21 protein-coding genes and 1 riboswitch are annotated in these 19,081 nt (G+C 53.8%); all 21 genes read left to right on the forward strand.

Annotation, left to right across the window (positions count from 1 at the left end):
• The first annotated feature begins 47 nt into the window (after positions 1-47).
• Positions 48-130, forward strand: a riboswitch (ZMP/ZTP riboswitch).
• 85 nt (positions 131-215) lie between these two features.
• The 21 genes from BMW84_RS16525 (at position 216) to BMW84_RS16625 (ending at position 19,066) form a co-directional block, all read left to right on the forward strand.
• Positions 216-794 carry a TIGR01440 family protein gene (locus BMW84_RS16525; RefSeq protein ID WP_091070298.1) on the forward strand — a complete coding sequence of 193 codons (579 nt, stop codon included), beginning with the start codon at positions 216-218 and terminating at the stop codon, positions 792-794.
• 98 nt (positions 795-892) lie between these two features.
• On the forward strand, positions 893-2,140 hold the full coding sequence (glyA, locus tag BMW84_RS16530; protein WP_091070300.1) for a serine hydroxymethyltransferase: 1,248 nt from the start codon (positions 893-895) through the stop codon (positions 2,138-2,140).
• Positions 2,141-2,557: 417 nt separating this feature from the next.
• Positions 2,558-3,187 (forward strand): uracil phosphoribosyltransferase, encoded by a 630-nt coding sequence (gene upp / locus BMW84_RS16535; RefSeq protein ID WP_091070301.1) that lies wholly within the window; start codon positions 2,558-2,560, stop codon positions 3,185-3,187.
• 52 nt (positions 3,188-3,239) lie between these two features.
• A complete protein-coding gene (gene wecB, locus BMW84_RS16540) occupies positions 3,240-4,406 on the forward strand; it encodes a non-hydrolyzing UDP-N-acetylglucosamine 2-epimerase (RefSeq protein WP_091070303.1) in 1,167 nt (388 codons plus the stop codon).
• Between the two features lie 179 nt (positions 4,407-4,585).
• Positions 4,586-4,840 (forward strand): AtpZ/AtpI family protein, encoded by a 255-nt coding sequence (locus BMW84_RS16545; protein WP_091070304.1) that lies wholly within the window; start codon positions 4,586-4,588, stop codon positions 4,838-4,840.
• Entirely contained in the window at positions 4,833-5,210 is a 378-nt protein-coding gene (locus BMW84_RS16550; RefSeq protein ID WP_091070306.1) for an ATP synthase subunit I, read from the forward strand. Before BMW84_RS16545 ends, BMW84_RS16550 begins: the two co-directional genes overlap by 8 nt.
• Before the next feature lie 30 nt (positions 5,211-5,240).
• Positions 5,241-6,059 carry a F0F1 ATP synthase subunit A gene (gene atpB / locus BMW84_RS16555; RefSeq protein ID WP_091070308.1) on the forward strand — a complete coding sequence of 273 codons (819 nt, stop codon included), beginning with the start codon at positions 5,241-5,243 and terminating at the stop codon, positions 6,057-6,059.
• A gap of 83 nt (positions 6,060-6,142) precedes the next feature.
• Entirely contained in the window at positions 6,143-6,367 is a 225-nt protein-coding gene (gene atpE, locus BMW84_RS16560) for a F0F1 ATP synthase subunit C (protein WP_091070309.1), read from the forward strand.
• Positions 6,368-6,474: 107 nt separating this feature from the next.
• Positions 6,475-6,963: a F0F1 ATP synthase subunit B gene (gene atpF / locus BMW84_RS16565; RefSeq protein ID WP_091070311.1), complete on the forward strand. Its 489-nt coding sequence runs from the start codon at positions 6,475-6,477 to the stop codon at positions 6,961-6,963.
• A complete protein-coding gene (locus tag BMW84_RS16570; RefSeq protein WP_091070312.1) occupies positions 6,960-7,511 on the forward strand; it encodes a F0F1 ATP synthase subunit delta in 552 nt (183 codons plus the stop codon). The genes atpF and BMW84_RS16570 overlap by 4 nt, the downstream gene beginning before the upstream one ends.
• An 11-nt stretch (positions 7,512-7,522) precedes the next feature.
• Positions 7,523-9,034, forward strand: a complete 1,512-nt coding sequence (atpA, locus tag BMW84_RS16575) for a F0F1 ATP synthase subunit alpha (RefSeq protein ID WP_091070314.1) — start codon at positions 7,523-7,525, stop codon at positions 9,032-9,034.
• A gap of 77 nt (positions 9,035-9,111) precedes the next feature.
• Entirely contained in the window at positions 9,112-9,984 is an 873-nt protein-coding gene (gene atpG / locus BMW84_RS16580; RefSeq protein WP_091070316.1) for an ATP synthase F1 subunit gamma, read from the forward strand.
• Positions 9,985-10,020: 36 nt separating this feature from the next.
• Positions 10,021-11,421, forward strand: coding sequence for a F0F1 ATP synthase subunit beta (gene atpD / locus BMW84_RS16585; RefSeq protein WP_091070317.1), 1,401 nt, complete (start codon positions 10,021-10,023; stop codon positions 11,419-11,421).
• A gap of 147 nt (positions 11,422-11,568) precedes the next feature.
• Positions 11,569-11,985, forward strand: a complete 417-nt coding sequence (locus tag BMW84_RS16590; protein ID WP_091070320.1) for a F0F1 ATP synthase subunit epsilon — start codon at positions 11,569-11,571, stop codon at positions 11,983-11,985.
• A 219-nt stretch (positions 11,986-12,204) separates the two neighbouring features.
• Positions 12,205-12,462 (forward strand): DUF1146 family protein, encoded by a 258-nt coding sequence (locus BMW84_RS16595; protein WP_091070321.1) that lies wholly within the window; start codon positions 12,205-12,207, stop codon positions 12,460-12,462.
• 196 nt (positions 12,463-12,658) lie between these two features.
• Positions 12,659-14,017: a UDP-N-acetylglucosamine 1-carboxyvinyltransferase gene (murA, locus tag BMW84_RS16600; RefSeq protein WP_091070324.1), complete on the forward strand. Its 1,359-nt coding sequence runs from the start codon at positions 12,659-12,661 to the stop codon at positions 14,015-14,017.
• Positions 14,018-14,581: 564 nt separating this feature from the next.
• Positions 14,582-15,748, forward strand: a complete 1,167-nt coding sequence (gene spoIID, locus BMW84_RS16605) for a stage II sporulation protein D (RefSeq protein WP_254773023.1) — start codon at positions 14,582-14,584, stop codon at positions 15,746-15,748.
• Positions 15,749-15,809: 61 nt separating this feature from the next.
• Positions 15,810-16,559 carry a M23 family metallopeptidase gene (locus tag BMW84_RS16610; RefSeq protein ID WP_091070327.1) on the forward strand — a complete coding sequence of 250 codons (750 nt, stop codon included), beginning with the start codon at positions 15,810-15,812 and terminating at the stop codon, positions 16,557-16,559.
• Positions 16,560-16,726: 167 nt separating this feature from the next.
• The gene (gene spoIIID, locus BMW84_RS16615) at positions 16,727-17,014 is read left to right on the forward strand and encodes a sporulation transcriptional regulator SpoIIID (protein ID WP_091070329.1); all 288 of its coding nucleotides are present in this window, start codon (positions 16,727-16,729) and stop codon (positions 17,012-17,014) included.
• Between the two features lie 127 nt (positions 17,015-17,141).
• Positions 17,142-18,140 carry a rod shape-determining protein gene (locus tag BMW84_RS16620; RefSeq protein ID WP_091070331.1) on the forward strand — a complete coding sequence of 333 codons (999 nt, stop codon included), beginning with the start codon at positions 17,142-17,144 and terminating at the stop codon, positions 18,138-18,140.
• Between the two features lie 50 nt (positions 18,141-18,190).
• Entirely contained in the window at positions 18,191-19,066 is an 876-nt protein-coding gene (locus tag BMW84_RS16625; RefSeq protein WP_091070333.1) for a flagellar hook-basal body protein, read from the forward strand.
• Positions 19,067-19,081 lie beyond the last annotated feature (15 nt).

A 19,081-nucleotide genomic window follows, 5' to 3' on the forward strand; every position in this document is an offset into this window, starting at 1 on the left:
ATTGTTGATTTTTGCGGCGGCATACATTAAGATGAATTTATATTATCCGGTTCCGGTGTAACTGGCGACAACGGTGGATCAAACCACGATGGAGCACCGGAATACACGGCCGGTCGCCTGGGCGAAAGAGCACATCCGCAGCTTCCTGCGGACTGCTCTTTTTTGTTTAAATTCAGGATGATACCGTCCCGGCGCCCATTGAGGAGGCATAAAGGATGAATGAAATCACGAAACTGGCGGAGCAAACCGCGGCCATCGTCCGCGAATTGGCCGATGCAGCCAAGCTTGGCCCGGGGAAGGTTTTGGTCGTCGGAGCCAGCACGAGCGAGGTAGCCGGCGTGCATATCGGCAAAGGCGGCGCGCTGGAGGTAGCGGAGCAGCTGCTTGCCGGAATACGGGAGGTTGCAGAGGAACGGGGCTTCCATCCCGTGTTCCAGTGCTGCGAGCATCTGAACCGTTCATTGGTCATGGAGCGTTCGTTGCTGGAGGCGCTTGGCCTTACCGAAGTATCCGCCGTGCCGATTCCGGGAGCCGGCGGCTCGATGGCGACGGCGGCCTACCGGTCCATGGCGGACCCGGTGCTGGCCGAAACGGTGGCTGCCCATGCGGGCATCGACATCGGGGAGACGCTCATCGGCATGCACCTGCGCCGGGTGGCGGTGCCTTTCCGGCCGAGCCAACGGTATGTTGGACAGGCGAGGGTCAATGCGGCATACAGCAGGCCGCCGCTTGTTGGCGGTGAGCGGGCGGTGTACCGCGCGCCGGAGACAAGCGGAAGCGGTAGCTGCGACTGATGCCGGGACGGTCCCCGGACAGGGGAATCAGGAATTCGCAGATTACTCTGCATAAGCTATAAAACTATATTTTGAAATCAGGGAGGAAGTAGAAACAAATGGAACAATTGCGTAAGAGTGACCCGGCGGTACTGGAAGCGATGGGGCTGGAACTGAGCCGTCAACGCCGCAACATTGAACTGATTGCTTCGGAGAACATTGTCAGCGAAGCGGTAATGGAAGCGATGGGCTCCGTGCTCACGAATAAATACGCCGAAGGTTATCCGGGCAAACGCTATTACGGCGGCTGCGAAGACGTGGATATCGTGGAGAATTTGGCCCGTGACCGTGCGAAGCAATTGTTCGGCGCCGAACATGCCAACGTCCAGCCGCATTCCGGCGCTCAAGCCAACATGGCCGTTTATCTCGCTGCGCTGAATCCGGGCGATACCGTGCTCGGCATGAACCTGGCGCATGGCGGACACTTGACCCACGGCAGCCCAGTCAACGCTTCCGGCTTGCTGTACAACTTTGTGGCTTACGGCGTTCAAGAGAACACCTTCCTGATTGATTATGACGAAGTGCGCAAGGCGGCGTTCAAACACCGGCCGCGCCTGATTGTCGCCGGAGCGAGCGCATATCCGCGCACGATCGATTTTGAAGCACTGGCTTCGATTGCGAATGATGTCGGCGCGCTGTTCATGGTCGACATGGCGCATATCGCCGGCCTGGTTGCCGCAGGCGTGCACCCGAGCCCTGTGCCTCATGCACATTTCGTGACGACCACGACACATAAAACGCTTCGCGGTCCGCGGGGCGGCATGATTCTGTGCAGACAGCCATGGGCGGCCGCAATCGACAAGGCCGTATTCCCGGGCTCGCAAGGCGGTCCGCTGATGCATGTCATCGCCTCCAAAGCCGTTGCGCTGGGCGAAGCACTGCAGCCGTCTTTCAAGACCTATGCAGAGAACGTAGTGAAGAACGCGAAGGTGCTGGCGGAAACGCTGATCGGCGAAGGCGTCAACATCGTATCCGGCGGAACGGACAACCACCTGATGCTGGTGGATACCCGCAACTTGAACATCACCGGCAAAGATGCCGAGAAGGTGCTCGATTCCATCGGTATTACCGTCAACAAAAACGCCATTCCGTTTGATCCGACCAGCCCATTCGTTACCAGCGGCATCCGGATCGGAACGCCTGCGGTCACTTCCCGCGGAATGGACGAGGAAGCGATGGTCGTCATCGGACGCATTATCGCCAACGTGCTGAAAAATTCGCAGGATGAGGGCAAGCTGGCGGAAGCGGCGAAAGAGGTTGCTGCACTGACCGAGAAATACCCGCTTTACTCCGACCTGCGTTACTAATCCTTTAACCTTACCTTGAGCCACTGTATGCTCCGGCCATCCGCCGGATGCTGCGGCGGCTTTTTTAGTTAGAAGATGGTTATAAGTTTGTGAGATAATGTTGTCCTTCCACCGTGTACAATTTTGAATAATGTTCACAATTGGCTGATGAAATCTAAATGAAAATCGATGTAAAAGTGTTGAAAAGTTCAACCATTTTTCGAAAATACTCGTGAAAAAAGTGTGAAAAGTATGAAAACAGAGGAATTACGCAAACTAACACGGTTTTTGAAGCGGCTTGCAGGCTTAGCCGGCAGTCCGGTTCAAACGTAGGTGAAAAGCATCCGCGGTGATGATATAATAGACAAGATTTAGCCGAGGAAGCGATTCAAAGCGCTTTCTGCGGCGGACAAGACTTACAATACCGGAGGTACAAGAATGGGAAAACTGGTGATTTGCGATCATCCATTGATTCAGCACAAACTGACATTTATCCGCGACGAGCGGACGAACACGAAAGAGTTCCGCGAGCTTGTCGATGAAGTAGCCACCCTGATGGCTTATGAAATTACACGCGAAATTCCGCTTGAGGACATCACCGTGCAAACGCCGGTATCCGAAACGCAAAGCAAAGTGATCTCCGGGCGTATGCTGGGCCTGATTCCGATTCTCCGCGCGGGTCTTGGAATGCTGGAAGGCGTGCTGAAGCTGCTGCCTGCGGCAAAGGTCGGACATGTCGGCTTGTTCCGCGATCCGGAAACGCTGCAGCCGGTGGAATACTATATCAAGCTGCCAACGGATGTACAGGAACGCCTGCTGATCGTCATCGATCCGATGCTGGCTACCGGGGGCTCGGCGATTGCGGCAATCACTTCGCTCAAAAACCGGGGCTGTACCCAAATCAAGATGATGAACCTGATCGCCGCGCCGGAAGGGGTTGCCGCCGTGCAAGCCGCCCACCCGGATGTCGATATTTACGTTGCCGCGCTTGACGACCATTTGAACGATCACGGATACATCGTACCGGGACTCGGCGATGCCGGCGACCGCTTGTACGGAACGAAGTAATTCACTTACCACACAATAATGTAGAGATCGGATGAAAGAGAGGCCATGGGCAATGTCCAAGATTAAAGTAATGACGATATTCGGGGTGCGTCCGGAGGCGATCAAGATGGCGCCGCTGGTTCTGGAGCTGGGCAGACATCCGGAGCATATCGAATCGCTCGTCTGCGTCACGGCCCAACACCGCGAATTGCTGGACCAGGTGCTGGAAGTGTTCCATATTACGCCGGATTACGATCTGGATGTCATGAAGAACCGCCAGACCCTGAACGAAATCTCGATTCGTGTGCTGGAAGGGCTGGAGCCGGTTCTCCGCGAAGCCAAGCCGGATCTCGTGCTGGTGCATGGCGATACACTGACGACCTTCCTGGCCAGCTATGCCGCATTTTTGCAGCAAATCCAGGTGGGGCATGTGGAAGCCGGGCTGCGAACCTGGAATAAACTGTCGCCTTATCCGGAGGAGATGAACCGCCAGCTGACGGGTGTTTTGGCCGATCTTCACTTCGCTCCGACCGACTGGTCGGCGGGGAATTTGAGACACGAAAACAAGAAAGAGTCAACTATTTATATCACAGGCAATACCGTAACCGATGTGTTTCAATATACCGTACAGCCGGATTACCGGCATCCCGTTCTTGATTTTGCTTCAGGAAAAAGGCTTATTCTGATGACGGCGCACCGCAGAGAATCACAAGGCGAACCGCACCGTCATATTTTCCGTGCAGTCAAAAGAATCGCTGATGAATTTGAAGATGTAGCCATTGTGTATCCCGTGCACCCGAGCCCGGCCGTCAAAGAGCCGGCGTACGAGATCCTGGGCGACCACCCGAGAATCAAGCTGATCGATCCGCTGGATGTCGTAGACCTGCACAATTTTTACCCGTATACCCACCTGATCCTGACAGATTCCGGCGGCTTACAGGAAGAAGCCCCTTCCTTTGGCGTTCCAGTGCTCGTACTTCGCGATACGACAGAACGTCCGGAAGGAATTGAGGCCGGAACCTTGGAACTTGTGGGTACGGACGAAGAGAAGGTGTATCAACGGACACATGCTTTGTTGACTGATGAGGACCTCTATCAATCAATGAGCCGGGCCGCCAACCCGTATGGAGACGGAAATGCCTCCAAGAGAATTGTCAATGCGATTTTGCATCATTTCGGTGTTGTCGAAGAGCGTCCCGAAGAGTTTCACAGAACGTTCACAATTTCACCAGAGGCTTAAAAACTAGCTGGTGAAAAGAAATGAAAATACCATGCAGTAAAACTGTATGGTTTGTGCGGATTTTTTTGATTTTTATGTGACTTTTTTCATATTTTCACGCTTAGAAACACTGTTTCCGCTTGATTGACAAACTCTTGTAACATTCAGTAAAATGAATTGAAATCCAAGGGCGGGATACAATGAATCAATCTGACCGGAACCAAAATGAAGGCAAAGATCCGGCGAGAGCCTATCGCGCCATAGGTTTGGCCAGCGCAATCGGCGTCGACCTTGCGGGCTGCACAATCGGGGGCTATTTTCTCGGAAGATGGCTCGGCGGGATGTGGGGAAACGCAGGTCTTTGGGTCGGCTTGGGCGTGCTTTTTGGTATGTTGTCGGGAGCCGCAAGCATTGTTAGCGTGATAAAACGAGTGATGAGGGAAAGCGATGAATGACATATCGAAGCTAAACAAGATTATGTTTGTGACCATTATGGCCATCATCGCGGTATGCTTCATTATCGCGGAGCTGATGCCCCATCGGCGGACGATCTTTCACGGAACGGTACTGGGCGCTTCTGTCAGTTGCATCAATGTGCTCTATATGGGCTACAAGATCAACAATATCGGCAAATCGGCAGCGGGTCAGCGAAAGGGCCGGGCTACGCTTGGCTTTGGTGTCAGAGTAGCTACCTCGATCCTTGCCATTATTTTGGCGCTCGAGTATCCTCATTACTTCAGTGAGATTGCGGTATGCGCCAGTCTTGTCGTCGGACAGCTAATGACTCCTATTATAGGATTTATTATGGTAATGAATGAGAAATGAAGCCGCTGACGAGAAAGGGGTGAGAACACAATGCATGAATCACCGATTATTGAACTTGGAGGACTCAACTTCGATCTGTCCATCATTCTGATGCTGATTGTCACCTGTACGATTGTCTTTGTCATCGCGCGTCTGGCAACCCGCAATCTCTCTGTGGAGAATCCGGGGAAACTGCAGAATTTCATGGAATGGGTCGTGGAGTTTGTCCAAGGTTTGATTTCAAGCAATATGGATATGAAAAAAGGCAAGCCGTTTCTCTCGCTTGGCATGACGCTGATCATGTTTATCTTCGTAGGCAACATGCTCGGTCTGCCCTTCGGGATTGTAACGGAGTATAAGGACGCAGATAAAGCAACCTTTTTCAGCCAGCCGCTGGTTACCGTGGTCGACAAAATCCATGAGGATCAAGCTGCGAAGCCGGGCGAAGAGGTTGAGGTTGGCGTAAGCTGGTGGAAATCGCCTACCGCCGATGCCTCGGTATCGATGGGCTTGGCCGGATTGGTATTCGTCCTGGTACATTTCCTGGGGATGACGAGGAACACCAAGGGATACTTCAAACACTATTTACAGCCTTTTGCATTCTTCTTGCCGATAAACCTGATAGAGCAGTTCTCGAAGCTGCTGACGCACGGGATGCGTCTATTCGGGAATATTTTCGCGGGCGAGGTATTGATCACCGTTCTGATCAAGCTCGGTTCATCCGGGATTGTCGGGGCGATCGCATCGATTCCGCTGCTCATGATCTGGCAGGGCTTCAGTATTTTCGTTGGCTCCATCCAAGCGTTTGTCTTTACGATTTTGACCTTCGTATACATTTCGCAGGCATTGGAGACGCATGAGGAACATTGATTGAGGCTTTTCGCGCCATGGGCGCGTAGAAGCTTGTAAATAAAAAAACTATAAAACTTAGATCTTTAAGGAGGATTCATCTAATGGGAGTTATGGCATACATCGCGGCAGCAATCGCGGTAGGTTTGGGCGCACTGGGCGCCGGTATCGGTAACGGTCTGATTGTCAGCAAAACGGTAGAAGGTATCGCCCGTCAACCAGAAGCTAGAAGCACGCTGCAAACCACTATGTTTATCGGGGTAGGTCTGGTTGAAGCCCTGCCGATCATCGGTGTCGTATTGGCTTTCATTTTCTACGCGGGAGCCTAAGAAGTCGCAATATTTGGCGGGGAAGGCCACGGCCATCCGCGCTTTCTTTTTTGAAGAAATTCGCTCTGTAAAGATAATGAAAGTCAAGCGGAAAGGAGTGACCCCTAGTGCATTTTTCTATCACATCTCTCGTGCTGGCGCTGATCGCGTTCCTGATCTTGTATCTTCTGCTCAATAAGTACGCCTTCGGCCCGTTGTTCTCCGTTATGGAGAAACGCCGTGAACTTGTCATGTCGCAGCTTAACGAAGCTACCCAAACGCGGGAGCAAGCGGTCGCTTTCGTAGAGGAGCAAAAACAGGCTCTGCAAAATGCCCGCAAGGAAGCGTACGACATCATCGAGCAATCCCGGCAGACGAGCGGAAAGCAATCCGAGCAATTGCTCGAACAGGCTAAAGTTGAAGCAGCCCGCATCAAAGAAGAGGCTGTTCGCGATATTCAGAACGAGAAGAACAAAGCGGTTGAGGCTTTGCGCGGCGAGCTCGGCGCGGCTTCGGTAAAGATCGCTTCCAAGCTGCTTGAAAAAGAAGTCAGCTCAGATGCCGCTCAAGAAGAACTGGTTGACCAATACCTTAAAAAGGTTGGAGGCCAGTCATGAGTCAGGATACGGTTGTCGCCAAAAGATATGCGAAAGCATTGTTTCAAGTGGCCCATGAAGAGCAAAAGACGCTGGAGGTTGAACAGGAGTTGAAGAGCCTCGTCGAAGCGCTCAATTCCGATGTTGACCTGCAACGCTTCATCGCCACGCCGAAGATTTCCGGAGAGCAGAAACTGGAAGTGCTGAAAACCGCGCTTTCCGGCAAACTGTCCGCTACGGTGATCAACACGCTGGAGCTGCTTGTGCAGCGGGGAAGAATCGGGATTCTCGGCGATCTTTTGGATAGCTACATCAAGCTTGAAGGCGAAAGCCTTGGACTTGCCGATGCTACCGTATATTCCACTTATCCGCTGAACGAACAGGAACAGGAAGAAGTTGCCGCAGAATTCGGACGGTTGTCCGGCCGCAACATCCGTGTCAGCAATGTCGTCGATAAAAGCCTGCTCGGCGGGCTGAAGGTGATCATTGGCGATACGCTCTATGACGGAAGTTTGTCCGGCAAGCTGGAACGGCTTGAGAAATCTTTTAACGATAAGCACAGAAGATAGGGGTGAACATATTGAGCATCAGACCTGAAGAAATCAGCACTTTGATCAAAAGTCAAATCGAACAATATAAAGCCGATATTGAAGTGGCCGAAATCGGCACCGTTATTCAAGTCGGCGACGGGATTGCCCGCGTATACGGTCTTGAAAACGCCATGGCCGGCGAGCTGGTGGAATTCTCCAACGGCGTAGTGGGAATGGCGCTCAATCTGGAAGAAAGCAACGTCGGTGTTGTTATTCTGGGTGAGTACACGGAAATTCGCGAAGGCGACCAAGTGAAACGTACAGGTCAAATCATGCAGGTGCCGGTTGGCGAAGCGCTGCTTGGCCGTGTCGTGAATCCGCTGGGTCAACCGCTGGACGGCAAAGGACCGATCGCAACGACGGAATTCCGTCCTGTTGAAAACAACGCTCCGGGCGTTATCGACCGTAAGTCGGTTCATGAACCGATGCAAACCGGTCTGAAAGCGATCGATGCGATGGTTCCGATCGGCCGCGGCCAACGCGAGCTCATCATCGGTGACCGTCAAACCGGTAAAACGGCGATCGCGATCGACGCGATCATCAACCAAAAAGGCAACGGCATGAAATGTATCTATGTTGCCATCGGACAAAAACAATCCACGGTAGCACAGGTAGTGGAAACCCTCCGCCGCCACGGCGCGCTGGAATATACCATCGTCGTGACCGCATCGGCTTCCGAGCCGTCTCCGCTGCTGTATATCGCTCCATACGCAGGCTGCGCAATGGGCGAATACTTCATGTACAAAGGCGAGCATGTCCTCGTCATTTATGATGACCTTTCGAAGCAAGCATCCGCTTACCGCGAACTGTCCCTGTTGCTCCGCCGTCCTCCGGGCCGCGAAGCTTTCCCTGGTGACGTGTTCTATCTGCATTCCCGCCTTCTGGAACGTGCGGCCAAGCTCAGCGATGCACTGGGTGGAGGTTCATTAACCGCCCTGCCTTTCATCGAAACACAAGCTTCCGACGTATCGGCATACATTCCGACGAACGTAATTTCGATTACGGACGGCCAAATCTTCCTTGAATCCGACTTGTTCAACTCCGGGCAACGTCCGGCGATCAACGTCGGTATCTCCGTATCCCGCGTAGGCGGATCGGCGCAAATCAAGGCGATGAAGAAGGTCGCAGGCTCCCTGCGTCTGGATCTGGCCCAATACCGCGAGCTTCAAGCGTTCTCGCAGTTCGGTTCCGACCTCGATAAATCGACGCAAGCCCGTCTTAACCGCGGTGCCCGGATGATGGAAATTCTGAAGCAAGGCGTAAACCAGCCGCTGCACGTTGAGCACCAAGTGGTCAGCCTGTACACGGCCGTTAAAGGCTTCCTTGACGATATTCCGGTCAAAGACGTCCGCCGCTTCGAAAAAGAATTCCTGTCGTTCGTGGACAGCAGTGCGCCGGAAATTCTGAAGTCGATTACCGATACGAAGGATTTGACAGCCGACAATGAAGCCGCTTTGAAAGAAGCGATCGAGAAGTTCAAAAAAGGCTTCGCGACCAGCTAATCAGCGCGGGTGAACAATATTGCCGTAACCGAGCTTTGGCAGGGGCCAAAGCTCTGAAGATATAAGGTGGTGAACTCATGGCAAGAAGCATGCGTGATATTAAACGTCAAATCAAGAGCGTTCAGAACACCAGACAGATCACGAAGGCGATGGAAATGGTCGCGGCCTCCAAGCTGCGCAAAGCGCAGGAGAAAGCGGAGGCGGCCCGCCCGTATTCGGAGAAGCTCAAGGAAGTCGTAGCCAGCATTGCCGCCGGCTCGCAGGGCGCATCGCATCCAATGCTGGTCAGCCGTCCTGTGAAAAAGACCGCCTATATCATCGTTACTTCCGACAGAGGTTTGGCGGGCGGTTACAACGCCAACATTTTGCGCAAAGTGACGATGCTGTTGTCCGAACGGCACCCATCCAAAGATGAATACGGTTTGTTTGTCATCGGCCGCAAAGGCCGTGATTTCCTGCGCCGCCGCGATTATCCGATTGTGGAGGAAGTCACGGAACTTTCGGATACCCCGACATTCGCCGACATCAAAACGATCGCCTATTCAGCGGTCAGCCAGTTTGAGACAGGCGCGTACGACGAGGTATACATCTGCTACAACCGGTTCGTGAATGCCATCAGCCAGATCCCGACCGTGGATCGCCTGCTGCCGATGGAACCCGTGGAACAGCAGGAGAAGGCACATGGCGTAAGCGCTCTTTATGAATATGAGCCTTCGGCCGAGGGTGTTCTTGAAGTACTGCTTCCGAAATATGCGGAAACTTTGATTTACAGTGCGATTCTGGACGGCAAAGCCAGCGAGCTGGGCGCGAAAATGACAGCGATGGGCAGTGCAACCAAAAATGCATCGAAAATGATCGGATCTTTGACCCTTACGTACAACCGTGCCCGCCAGGCGGCGATTACGCAAGAAATCACCGAAATTGTGGCCGGCGCCAACGCGCAGTCTTAAGTGTATGAAGCTTAGCTTTTGAGGAGGGAAATCAAAATGAACAAAGGACGCGTTGTCAGCATTATGGGTCCGGTTGTCGATATTGAATTTGAACGCGGCCAACTGCCCGAAATATTCAACGCCATTAAGATTGAAGCAAGTACGGGAAATGGCCGTGCCATTAATTTGACGCTAGAGGTTTCCAACCATCTGGGCGACAACCTGGTTCGCTGCATCGCCATGTCTTCGACGGACGGCCTCGTCCGCGGACTCGATGCCATCGACCAAGGCGGTCCGATCTCGGTTCCGGTTGGAGCGGTAACGCTGGGCCGGGTATTCAACGTGCTCGGCAATCCAATCGACAACGGCGAAGAAATCGGAGCGGTTGAGAAAAATCCGATTCACCGTCTTGCTCCGACATTCGACGAGCTCTCGACGCAAGCAGAAATCCTGGAAACGGGTATCAAGGTTATCGACCTGCTGGCCCCTTATGCCAAGGGCGGTAAAATCGGCCTCTTCGGCGGTGCCGGCGTAGGTAAAACCGTTACCATCCAGGAACTTATCAACAACATCGCGCAGGAACACGGCGGGATCTCCGTATTTGCAGGGGTCGGCGAACGTACGCGCGAAGGAAATGACCTTTACCATGAAATGACCGACTCCGGCGTTATCAAGAAAACGGCGATGGTGTTCGGGCAAATGAACGAGCCGCCGGGCGCGCGTCTGCGCGTAGCCTTGACCGGTCTGACCATGGCGGAATATTTCCGCGATGTTGAAGGCCGCGATACGCTGCTCTTTATCGACAACATCTTCCGCTTTACCCAAGCGGGTTCCGAAGTATCCGCACTCCTCGGACGCATGCCGTCCGCCGTAGGTTACCAGCCTACGCTGGCTACGGAAATGGGCCAATTGCAGGAACGGATTACGTCCACCAAAAAAGGTTCCGTTACTTCCATCCAAGCGATCTACGTACCGGCGGATGACTACACTGACCCGGCTCCGGCTACGGCGTTTGCCCACTTGGATGCAACGACTAACCTTGAACGCAAAATCTCCGAAAAAGGGATCTTCCCGGCCGTTGACCCGCTCGCTTCCAGCTCGCGGATTCTGGCTCCGGAAATCGTCGGAGAAGAGCACTACAACGTGGCGCAAGGCGTGAAACAGCTGCTCCAGCGCTACACCGAACTTCAGGATATCATCGCCATCCTCGGTATGGATGAGCTCAGCGAAGACGACAAAGTGATTGTAGCCCGCGCACGTAAGGTTGAACGCTTCCTGTCCCAGCCTTTCCACGTTGCGGAACAATTCACCGGCTTCAAGGGTAAATACGTGCCGATCAAAGAAACCGTCCGCAGCTTCAAGGAGATCCTTGAAGGCAAACATGACGATCTTCCGGAAGCGGCATTCCTGTTCGTAGGCACGATCGAAGAAGCGGTCGAAAAAGCAAAATCGCTCTAAGACTTTGCTCGGCTAGGCTGATGCTTACGAAGCAAGCTTTGCTGCGCAAAGCTAAGCTGATGCTTTCGACGCAAGCTTTGCTGCGCAAAGCTAAGCTGATGCTTTCGACGCAAGCTTTGCTCCGCAAAGCTTTAAGGAGGAATAAAAGTGAACACTTTTCTGCTGGAAATTGTCACTCCGGATCATCTGGTGCTCTCCAAACAGGTGAACAGCCTGACGGTCAAGGGCGCCGACGGTGACCTCGGTATTTTGCCGGGCCATATTCCGCTGGTCACGCCGCTGCAGGTTGCTCCTCTTATCGTCAAGGCTGACGGGGAGACGACAACCATCGCGGTGCACGGCGGATTTATGGAAGTGCATAAAGACAAAGTAACCGTACTGGCCGAAAGCGCCGAGCTGCCGAAGGACATCGACCTGGAGCGCGCGGAAGCGGCCAAGGAACGGGCGCAGCGCCGTTTGCAGTCCCGCAGCAAGCAGGACGACGTCGACCACCGCCGTGCCGAGCTCGCGCTTCAGCGCGCCGTCACGCGGATCAAGGTGTCTGCAGGCAAATCGCAAAAATAATAGGATGCGGTCAAGCCTCTGGTTTGGCCGCTTTCTTTTTCACATGATATTTGAAATAAACAACCGGTAGAAGTTTACAAGAGGTGAACGGATCGTCATTTTTCGGGCACGGTAAGGATGGCATTGTTTAAATATTTGTAAAAGTACTGGATTCTTTTTATCTTCACAAGTATGATATAAGAGTCGATTTCCGAGTAAGTATGAACACGGGGGTGGAACATGAATCAGTTTTGGGACTCCGAACTAACAAGAAGCGCCGGCACCAGCGGTCTGGTCTCAATGATCGTTTCTTTGTTCTGTGTCGTACTCTCTTGGTGGGCACTTCAGAACCTTAAGCTCGATTTGGTCATAAGATATCCCAAGAGCCCACAGGGAAGATTGCTGCACTTGCTGCTGGCGATTGTCCTGGGCCACTTTGTGGCGGGGTTTCTGCTGGATTACTTGAGCTGGACCGGGCTGATCAGGTACATGTTTTAATGACGGCCGCTTTGGTTATATCTGTCATAGGCTGCAGGGCCCAGTCGCTTTCGCATAATAAGAATTTATTATGAGAACACTGAGGTTTAAGCAAAAGCTTTGCGCGGCAGGGGAATGACGAAATAACCGATATTTTAACAAATGCATCTTACTTCAAAATTAATGTCAGAAATAATGGACGCGGAGGGAAACCGAAATGAGCAAATTTATCGTCCGCGGTGGCAACAGATTGACCGGGAGCGTGAAAGTCAGCGGCGCAAAAAATTCCGTACTACCGATCATAGCCGCCTCTCTATTGGCAGAAGAAGGAGCAAGTGTGATTGTGGACGCTCCTCCGTTAGACGATGTAATGACCATCAGCAAAGTGCTGGAATCTTTGGGTGCGGGCGTTACATACCAGAATGATATCATTGAGGTTAATGCGACCAACATCACTTCGTGTGAAGCGCCCTATGAATGGGTGAGTAAAATGCGGGCTTCTTTTCTGGTCATGGGTCCGCTGCTTAGCCGGATGGGGTACACAAGAATTTCATTGCCTGGCGGCTGCGCGATCGGTACAAGACCGATTGACCAGCATCTCAAAGGATTTGAAGCGCTCGGGGCCGAGATCAGTCTGGGCCAAGGGTACATTGAAGCGAAAATTAACGGAAGGCTGCGCGGCGCCAAAGTCTATCTGGACGTGGCAAGCGTAGGCGCGACCGAAAACATAATGATGGCGGCAGCGCTGGCTGAAGGCGTTACGGTTATTGAGAATGCCGCCAAAGAACCGGAAATCGTCGATTTGGCCAACTATATCAACGGCATGGGCGGGATCGTCCGCGGCGCGGGCACCGGCATAATCCGGATCGAAGGCGTGGAGAGGCTGCATGGCGTAAGACATCAGGTCATTCCCGACCGGATTGAAGCCGGGACCTACATGGCTGCGGCTGCCATCACTGGCGGTGACGTATACGTGGAAGGCGCGATTGCAGACCACCTTGGTCCAGTCATTGCCAAGATGGAAGAGATGGGCGTCACGATCATCCCGGACGAAAACGGCGTGCGCGTCATCAGCGACAAGCCGCTGAAAGCAGTGGATGTCAAGACGCTGCCGTACCCGGGATTCCCGACGGATATGCAGTCGCAAATGATGGCCCTGCTCCTTCGCTCCGAAGGCACAAGCGTTGTTACCGAGACCGTATTCGAGAACCGGTTCATGCATGTGGATGAGTTCCACAACATGAACGCCGAGATCAAAATCGAAGGCCGTTCGGCCATCGTGACCGGCAATGCCAAGCTCGTCGGCGCCAAGGTTACCGCAACCGACCTGCGTGCAGGCGCTGCGCTGATTCTTACCGGTCTGGTCGCCGAAGGCACCACCGAGGTGAGCGGCACGCATCATATCGATCGCGGCTACGTGCACCTCGCCGAGAAGCTGGCCGGCCTCGGCGCCGACATCTGGCGGATTTCGCTGGACGAAACGCCGGCACCGGCACCTGCTTCTGCTCAGGCAGCGGCTACCAAAGAAGAAACGGTGGCCAAACCGCGCTTCCAGGTCCAGCCGACCTGGGTCTAATCTTAGGAATGCAAGAGGTCCCGCCTAGGCGGGGCCTCTTTTTGCGTTGAACGGGTTGGGAGGTGCGGGTTTAAACGAAAGCTTCAGTAAAGGTCGTTTGAAGCAAGGCTGTTCCGAAATAGCGGGAAAACGTCCCACTAAATTTGGACGGCTGTGCGATGATTTTGATTTAGTGGGATAATGTCCCTCTAAATCTCCTGGAAAGGGCAAATGCAGCCTGTATTCATGAAATTAGTAGGACAAAATCCCACTATTTGTGCTGAAAGCTGATTTTAAAACAAATTAGAGGGATGTTATCCCGCTAATGGTATAGCGGCTCTCTCTGCCAGAAGTATGGCGACTGCAGCAGGCTGATCGTGAAACGTGGGGGGGTTAGCGCTTAATTGCGCCCATATCGGAAGCCGGTTTGGGCGGTAATCCCTAAAGCGGGTTTAGGAAATGAAGCACAGCAGAGGCTACCCGCTCGTTGGGCTTTTGTCTTCTCCGTCTCTCAAAATATCGTTCTATCACTTATCCGGAATTCATATCTATAAGAATCACCGGAGATAGGAAGGAGAGAACGAAATGAAGACGATTCGCAATCTGCGGCGCATCCTTTCGCGCCGCGCCATGCGCTTTGCGCGCGGGCCGCGCAGGCTCCGCAGCGCGCGGCCGCGGCAGCTCAGGCGGCGCCTGACGCCTGCCGCCTGGCTCGCAGCGCCCCTGCTGGCGGCGCTGCTGCTGCCGCTGGCGATCGTCCTGCTGCGCAGCGGACCATCGCCAGCCCCGCCGGCGCCGCAGGCTACGGCTTCGCCCGCGGCGCCGGATACGGCTGCGGAGGCCCCGCAGCCAGAGGTGTCCGTCTATTTGTCGCAGAGCGGACAAATAGAAACGCTGCCGCTGGAGGACTACGTCAGCGGCGTGCTGGCGGCCGAGATGCCGGCGGACTTTGAGCTCGAAGCGCTCAAAGCCCAGGCCGTGGCCGCCCGCACCTTCATTGTGCGCCGCCTGCGGGCCGGCGACACCAGCGGCGTTCCAGGCGGCGCGGCCGACGTCACCGATACGGTAAGCCATCAGGCTTACGTCTCGCGGGCCGTCCTGGAACGGGATTGGGAACGCGGCGGCAAGAGCGCCGCGCTGGCCAAGATCCGCCGCGCCGTCCTTGAAACGCGCGGCACGGTGATGGTCTATAAAGGCGAGCCGATCACCGCCGCTTTCTTCGCCTCCAGCGGCGGCTATACCGAAAACTCGGAGGATTACTGGAATGCGGCCGTGCCGTACCTGCGCAGCGTGGCGAGCCCTTGGGAGCAGCAGATAACGCCGGACCTCGCGGTCACCTACCGCTTTACGGCAGCGAAGCTGATTCAGAAGCTGGGGCTGGAGCAGCCGGCTGTTCCGGTATCGGGCCGCCAAGGCACCTCTGCCAAGCTGAAGAAACTTGCTGCTTCTTCTTTGCCGGCCAAGATTCTGTCCTGGACCGCCGGTCACCGGGTAAAGGAAATTTCAATTGCCGGAACTATTTTTACAGGCAGAGAGATTCGGGAGAAGCTGGAGCTGCGATCTAGCCAGTTCACGTGGAGCTGGCGGGGCAGCGAGGTGGTCATCACTACTTACGGCAACGGGCACGGCGTCGGAATGAGCCAATGGGGCGCGAACGGCATGGCTCAGGAGGGCAGCACCGCGACGCAGATTCTCAAACACTACTACAGCGGCGTTTCGTTCGCGCAAGTCTCAACTCTCCTGAAAAAATAACTTGAAAGATACGTATAAAAGCGAATCACCCGGTAACACTGGTTATTGAGGTGATAAACATATGAATGAACAAGACAAAAACAAAAACGTCCATGACGAATCTCTCAAAAACAAACAGGGAGATCCAAGCGTAAAGCCTTCCTCATGGAAAAAGATGCTCTCCAAGCGCTGGGTTTTCCCGGCAGTGTACACGGCGGCAGCGGCTATTATACTAACCTTGGTGTGGGTCTATCAGGATGCCGGCCAAAAGGCGCTGAATGACGATACCACCACCGCCATCTCGCAAAATGACACCGCTGCTGTCTCCTCCAATGAAGCCGGTACAACAAACAGCGACCCTGAGGCGCTGGAAGTCAGCGCTTCCGTGGAAGACATCGCCTGGCCTGTCGCAAATCCGGCAGACGTGGATGTCGTCAAACCGTATTATGACGAAAACGGCACCGAAGAGAATCACGTGGCTGCGATGGTACAGTACAACGATACTTTTGTACCGAATGTCGGCATCGACCTTGCCCGTGCGGACCACAAAACGTTTGACGTGAAAGCGGCGCTGAGCGGCGAAGTCACCCGTGTCGAAGATGTAGCCGTATTCGGCAAAGTGGTTGAAGTGACCAGTCCCGGCAACCTGGTAACCGTGTACCAAAGTCTGGCCGATACCAAGGTCAAACAAGGCGATAAGGTCAAGCAAGGCGATACGCTGGCCACGGCCGGACGCAGCGAAATCGAAAAGGATCTTGGGAACCATGTGCACTTCGAAGTGCACGAAAACGGCAACCCGGTAAATCCTTCGGATCTGCTGCCGCAGCGTTAATCGAACACCTGAAGCAGGGGGCTTGTGCCCTCTGCTTTTTTCATGATTGCAGGGTTGTCCAAGAAATTAAATGACCCTCCGGAAGCTTGTCACGTCCTGAAAGCGCGAATATCTAGGCCCGCCCCTCATATAATGTACCAAACTATCCACAGTTGGGAGGCGGGAGCGTGCACGATTACATCAAGGAACGTACGATCAAAATCGGACGCTGCATCGTGGAAACCAGGCATACGGTCCGGACGATAGCCAAGGAATTTGGCGTTTCAAAAAGCACGGTGCACAAAGATCTAACCGAGCGGTTGCCGGAGATCAACCCTGATCTGGCCGATCAGGTCAAGCACATTCTCGAGTATCATAAGTCCATTCGGCATCTTCGGGGGGGAGAAGCTACCAAAATCAAATACAAAAAATCGACCGGCAAAAAACGCGAAGTCGCGGTCGCCTCAAAGTCCTGAGAAATTCAAGAAATTCAGTAATTATTCAGCTTTAATTCATTGTATAATTCCCCTGAAGTATGGTACTTTAAAGCTTGGTATCATCCAACATTTTCAATTAAAATAACACTTTGGGGGCTTTTTCATTATGCTTAGCAAGGATATCGGAATTGATCTGGGCACGGCCAATGTGCTTATTCATGTCAAAGGAAGGGGAGTCGTTCTGGATGAACCTTCCGTGGTCACGCTTGAAAGTGATACGAAGAAGGTCCTTGCGGTAGGCGAGCAGGCGCGCCGGATGGTCGGACGAACGCCGGGCAACATTACGACGATCCGTCCGCTGCGCGATGGCGTTATTGCCGATTTTGCCATTACAGAAATGATGCTCAAATATTTTATCGACCGCGTCGGCGGGCGTACCTGGTACGCGAAGCCCCGTATTTTGATCTGCGCCCCCACAAATATAACCTCCGTTGAGCAGAAATCTATCCGGGAAGCCGCTGAACGGAGCGGTGCCAAAGACGTATTTATGGAAGAGGAGCCAAAAGCCGCAGCGATCGGTGCGGGAATGGACATTTATCAGCCAAGCGGAAATATGGTCGTCGACATTGGCGGCGGAACGACGGATGTAGCCGTATTATCCATGGGCGACGTCGTTACCGCCTCCTCGATTAAAGTCGCGGGGGACAAGTTCGACGATGCCATTTTACGATATATCAAGCAAAAATATAAACTGCTGATCGGCGAGCGTACCGCCGAGGACATCAAAGTGACAATCGGTACGGTGCGTCCGGGCGGCAAGCAGGCCGAGATGGATATCCGGGGCCGGGATATGGCCAGCGGGCTCCCGCTCACGTTGACCATCACTTCCGGAGAGGTGAAGGAAGCGCTGTGGGATCCGGTATCCTCGATTGTAGCGGCTGCCAAATCGGTGTTGGAACGGACACCGCCGGAATTGTCGGCGGACATCATCGACCGCGGCGTCGTGCTTACCGGCGGCGGAGCCCTGCTTAACGGATTGGACGAGCTGCTGGCCGAAGAGCTGCATGTTCCCGTGTGGGTAGCGGAGGATCCGATGCATTGCGTCGTGAAAGGGACAGGCATCATGCTGGACCATCTCGACAAAAATATTAAGAAAAAATTTTAAATGGCCGATAATAAAGGGAGAACGACGGAATTTAGGGAGGGTTTTACCGTATGCTGAGAGGTTTATATACGGCGGCTGCCGGGATGGTCACACAGCAGCGCAGACATGATACGGCAACGCAGAATATTGCCAACATGAATACGACTGGATACAAGCAGGTGGACAGCGTCAGCCATGCCTTTCCCGAAGTGTTGATCTCCGCGATGAGCGGGGGGACTGTTAAACCGGTGGGCCGCATTAATACAGGTGTATTCGCCGAACAGTCAGTATCCCAGTACATGCAAGGGGATATGATCGAAAGCGGCAAACCGGTCGACTTTGCGCTTTCCACTGATTTACAAGTCACCAATCCGGACACGGGCGGAAATATCGCTTTTGACGGTTCCGGTAAATATATAACGGCGGACGGCGAAACCATCTACCGGCCGCAGGCTTTTTTTACTGTGCAGGACGATGCCGGGAATAACCTGTACACCCGGAACGGCAGCTTCACGGTGGATCCTTCGGGTCAAGTACTGAGCGCCGGCGGATTCAAGGTTCTTGATGCAAGCGGCAATCCGCTGGTGATCACCGGTTCCGAGGACAACTTGAAAGTGGACGGACAGGGCAATCTGCTTGATCCGGCCACAGGCCTTCCGTCAGGAACAAAAATCGGGGTCAGCGTCATTGAGCGCCCGCAGGAGCTGGTGCGCGACGGCAACGGTGTTTTCCATGCCGAGGATCCGACGACGGCAGGGATCCGCTTTGCCACAAATGCTGACAATCTTGAAGTGCGTCAAGGCTACCTGGAGAATTCCAACGTGGATGCCACTCAGGTTACAGTTGATTTGAATGCCGCTTACCGGGCATATGAAGCCAACCAGCGGGTGGTGCAATATTACGATAGAAGCCTTGATAAAGCCGTGAACGAAGTCGGCAGAGTCTAGAACCGGAGGGCGGTA

The sequence above is a fragment of the Paenibacillus sp. NFR01 genome, from assembly GCF_900111565.1.
GTDB lineage: Bacteria > Bacillota > Bacilli > Paenibacillales > Paenibacillaceae > Paenibacillus_AQ.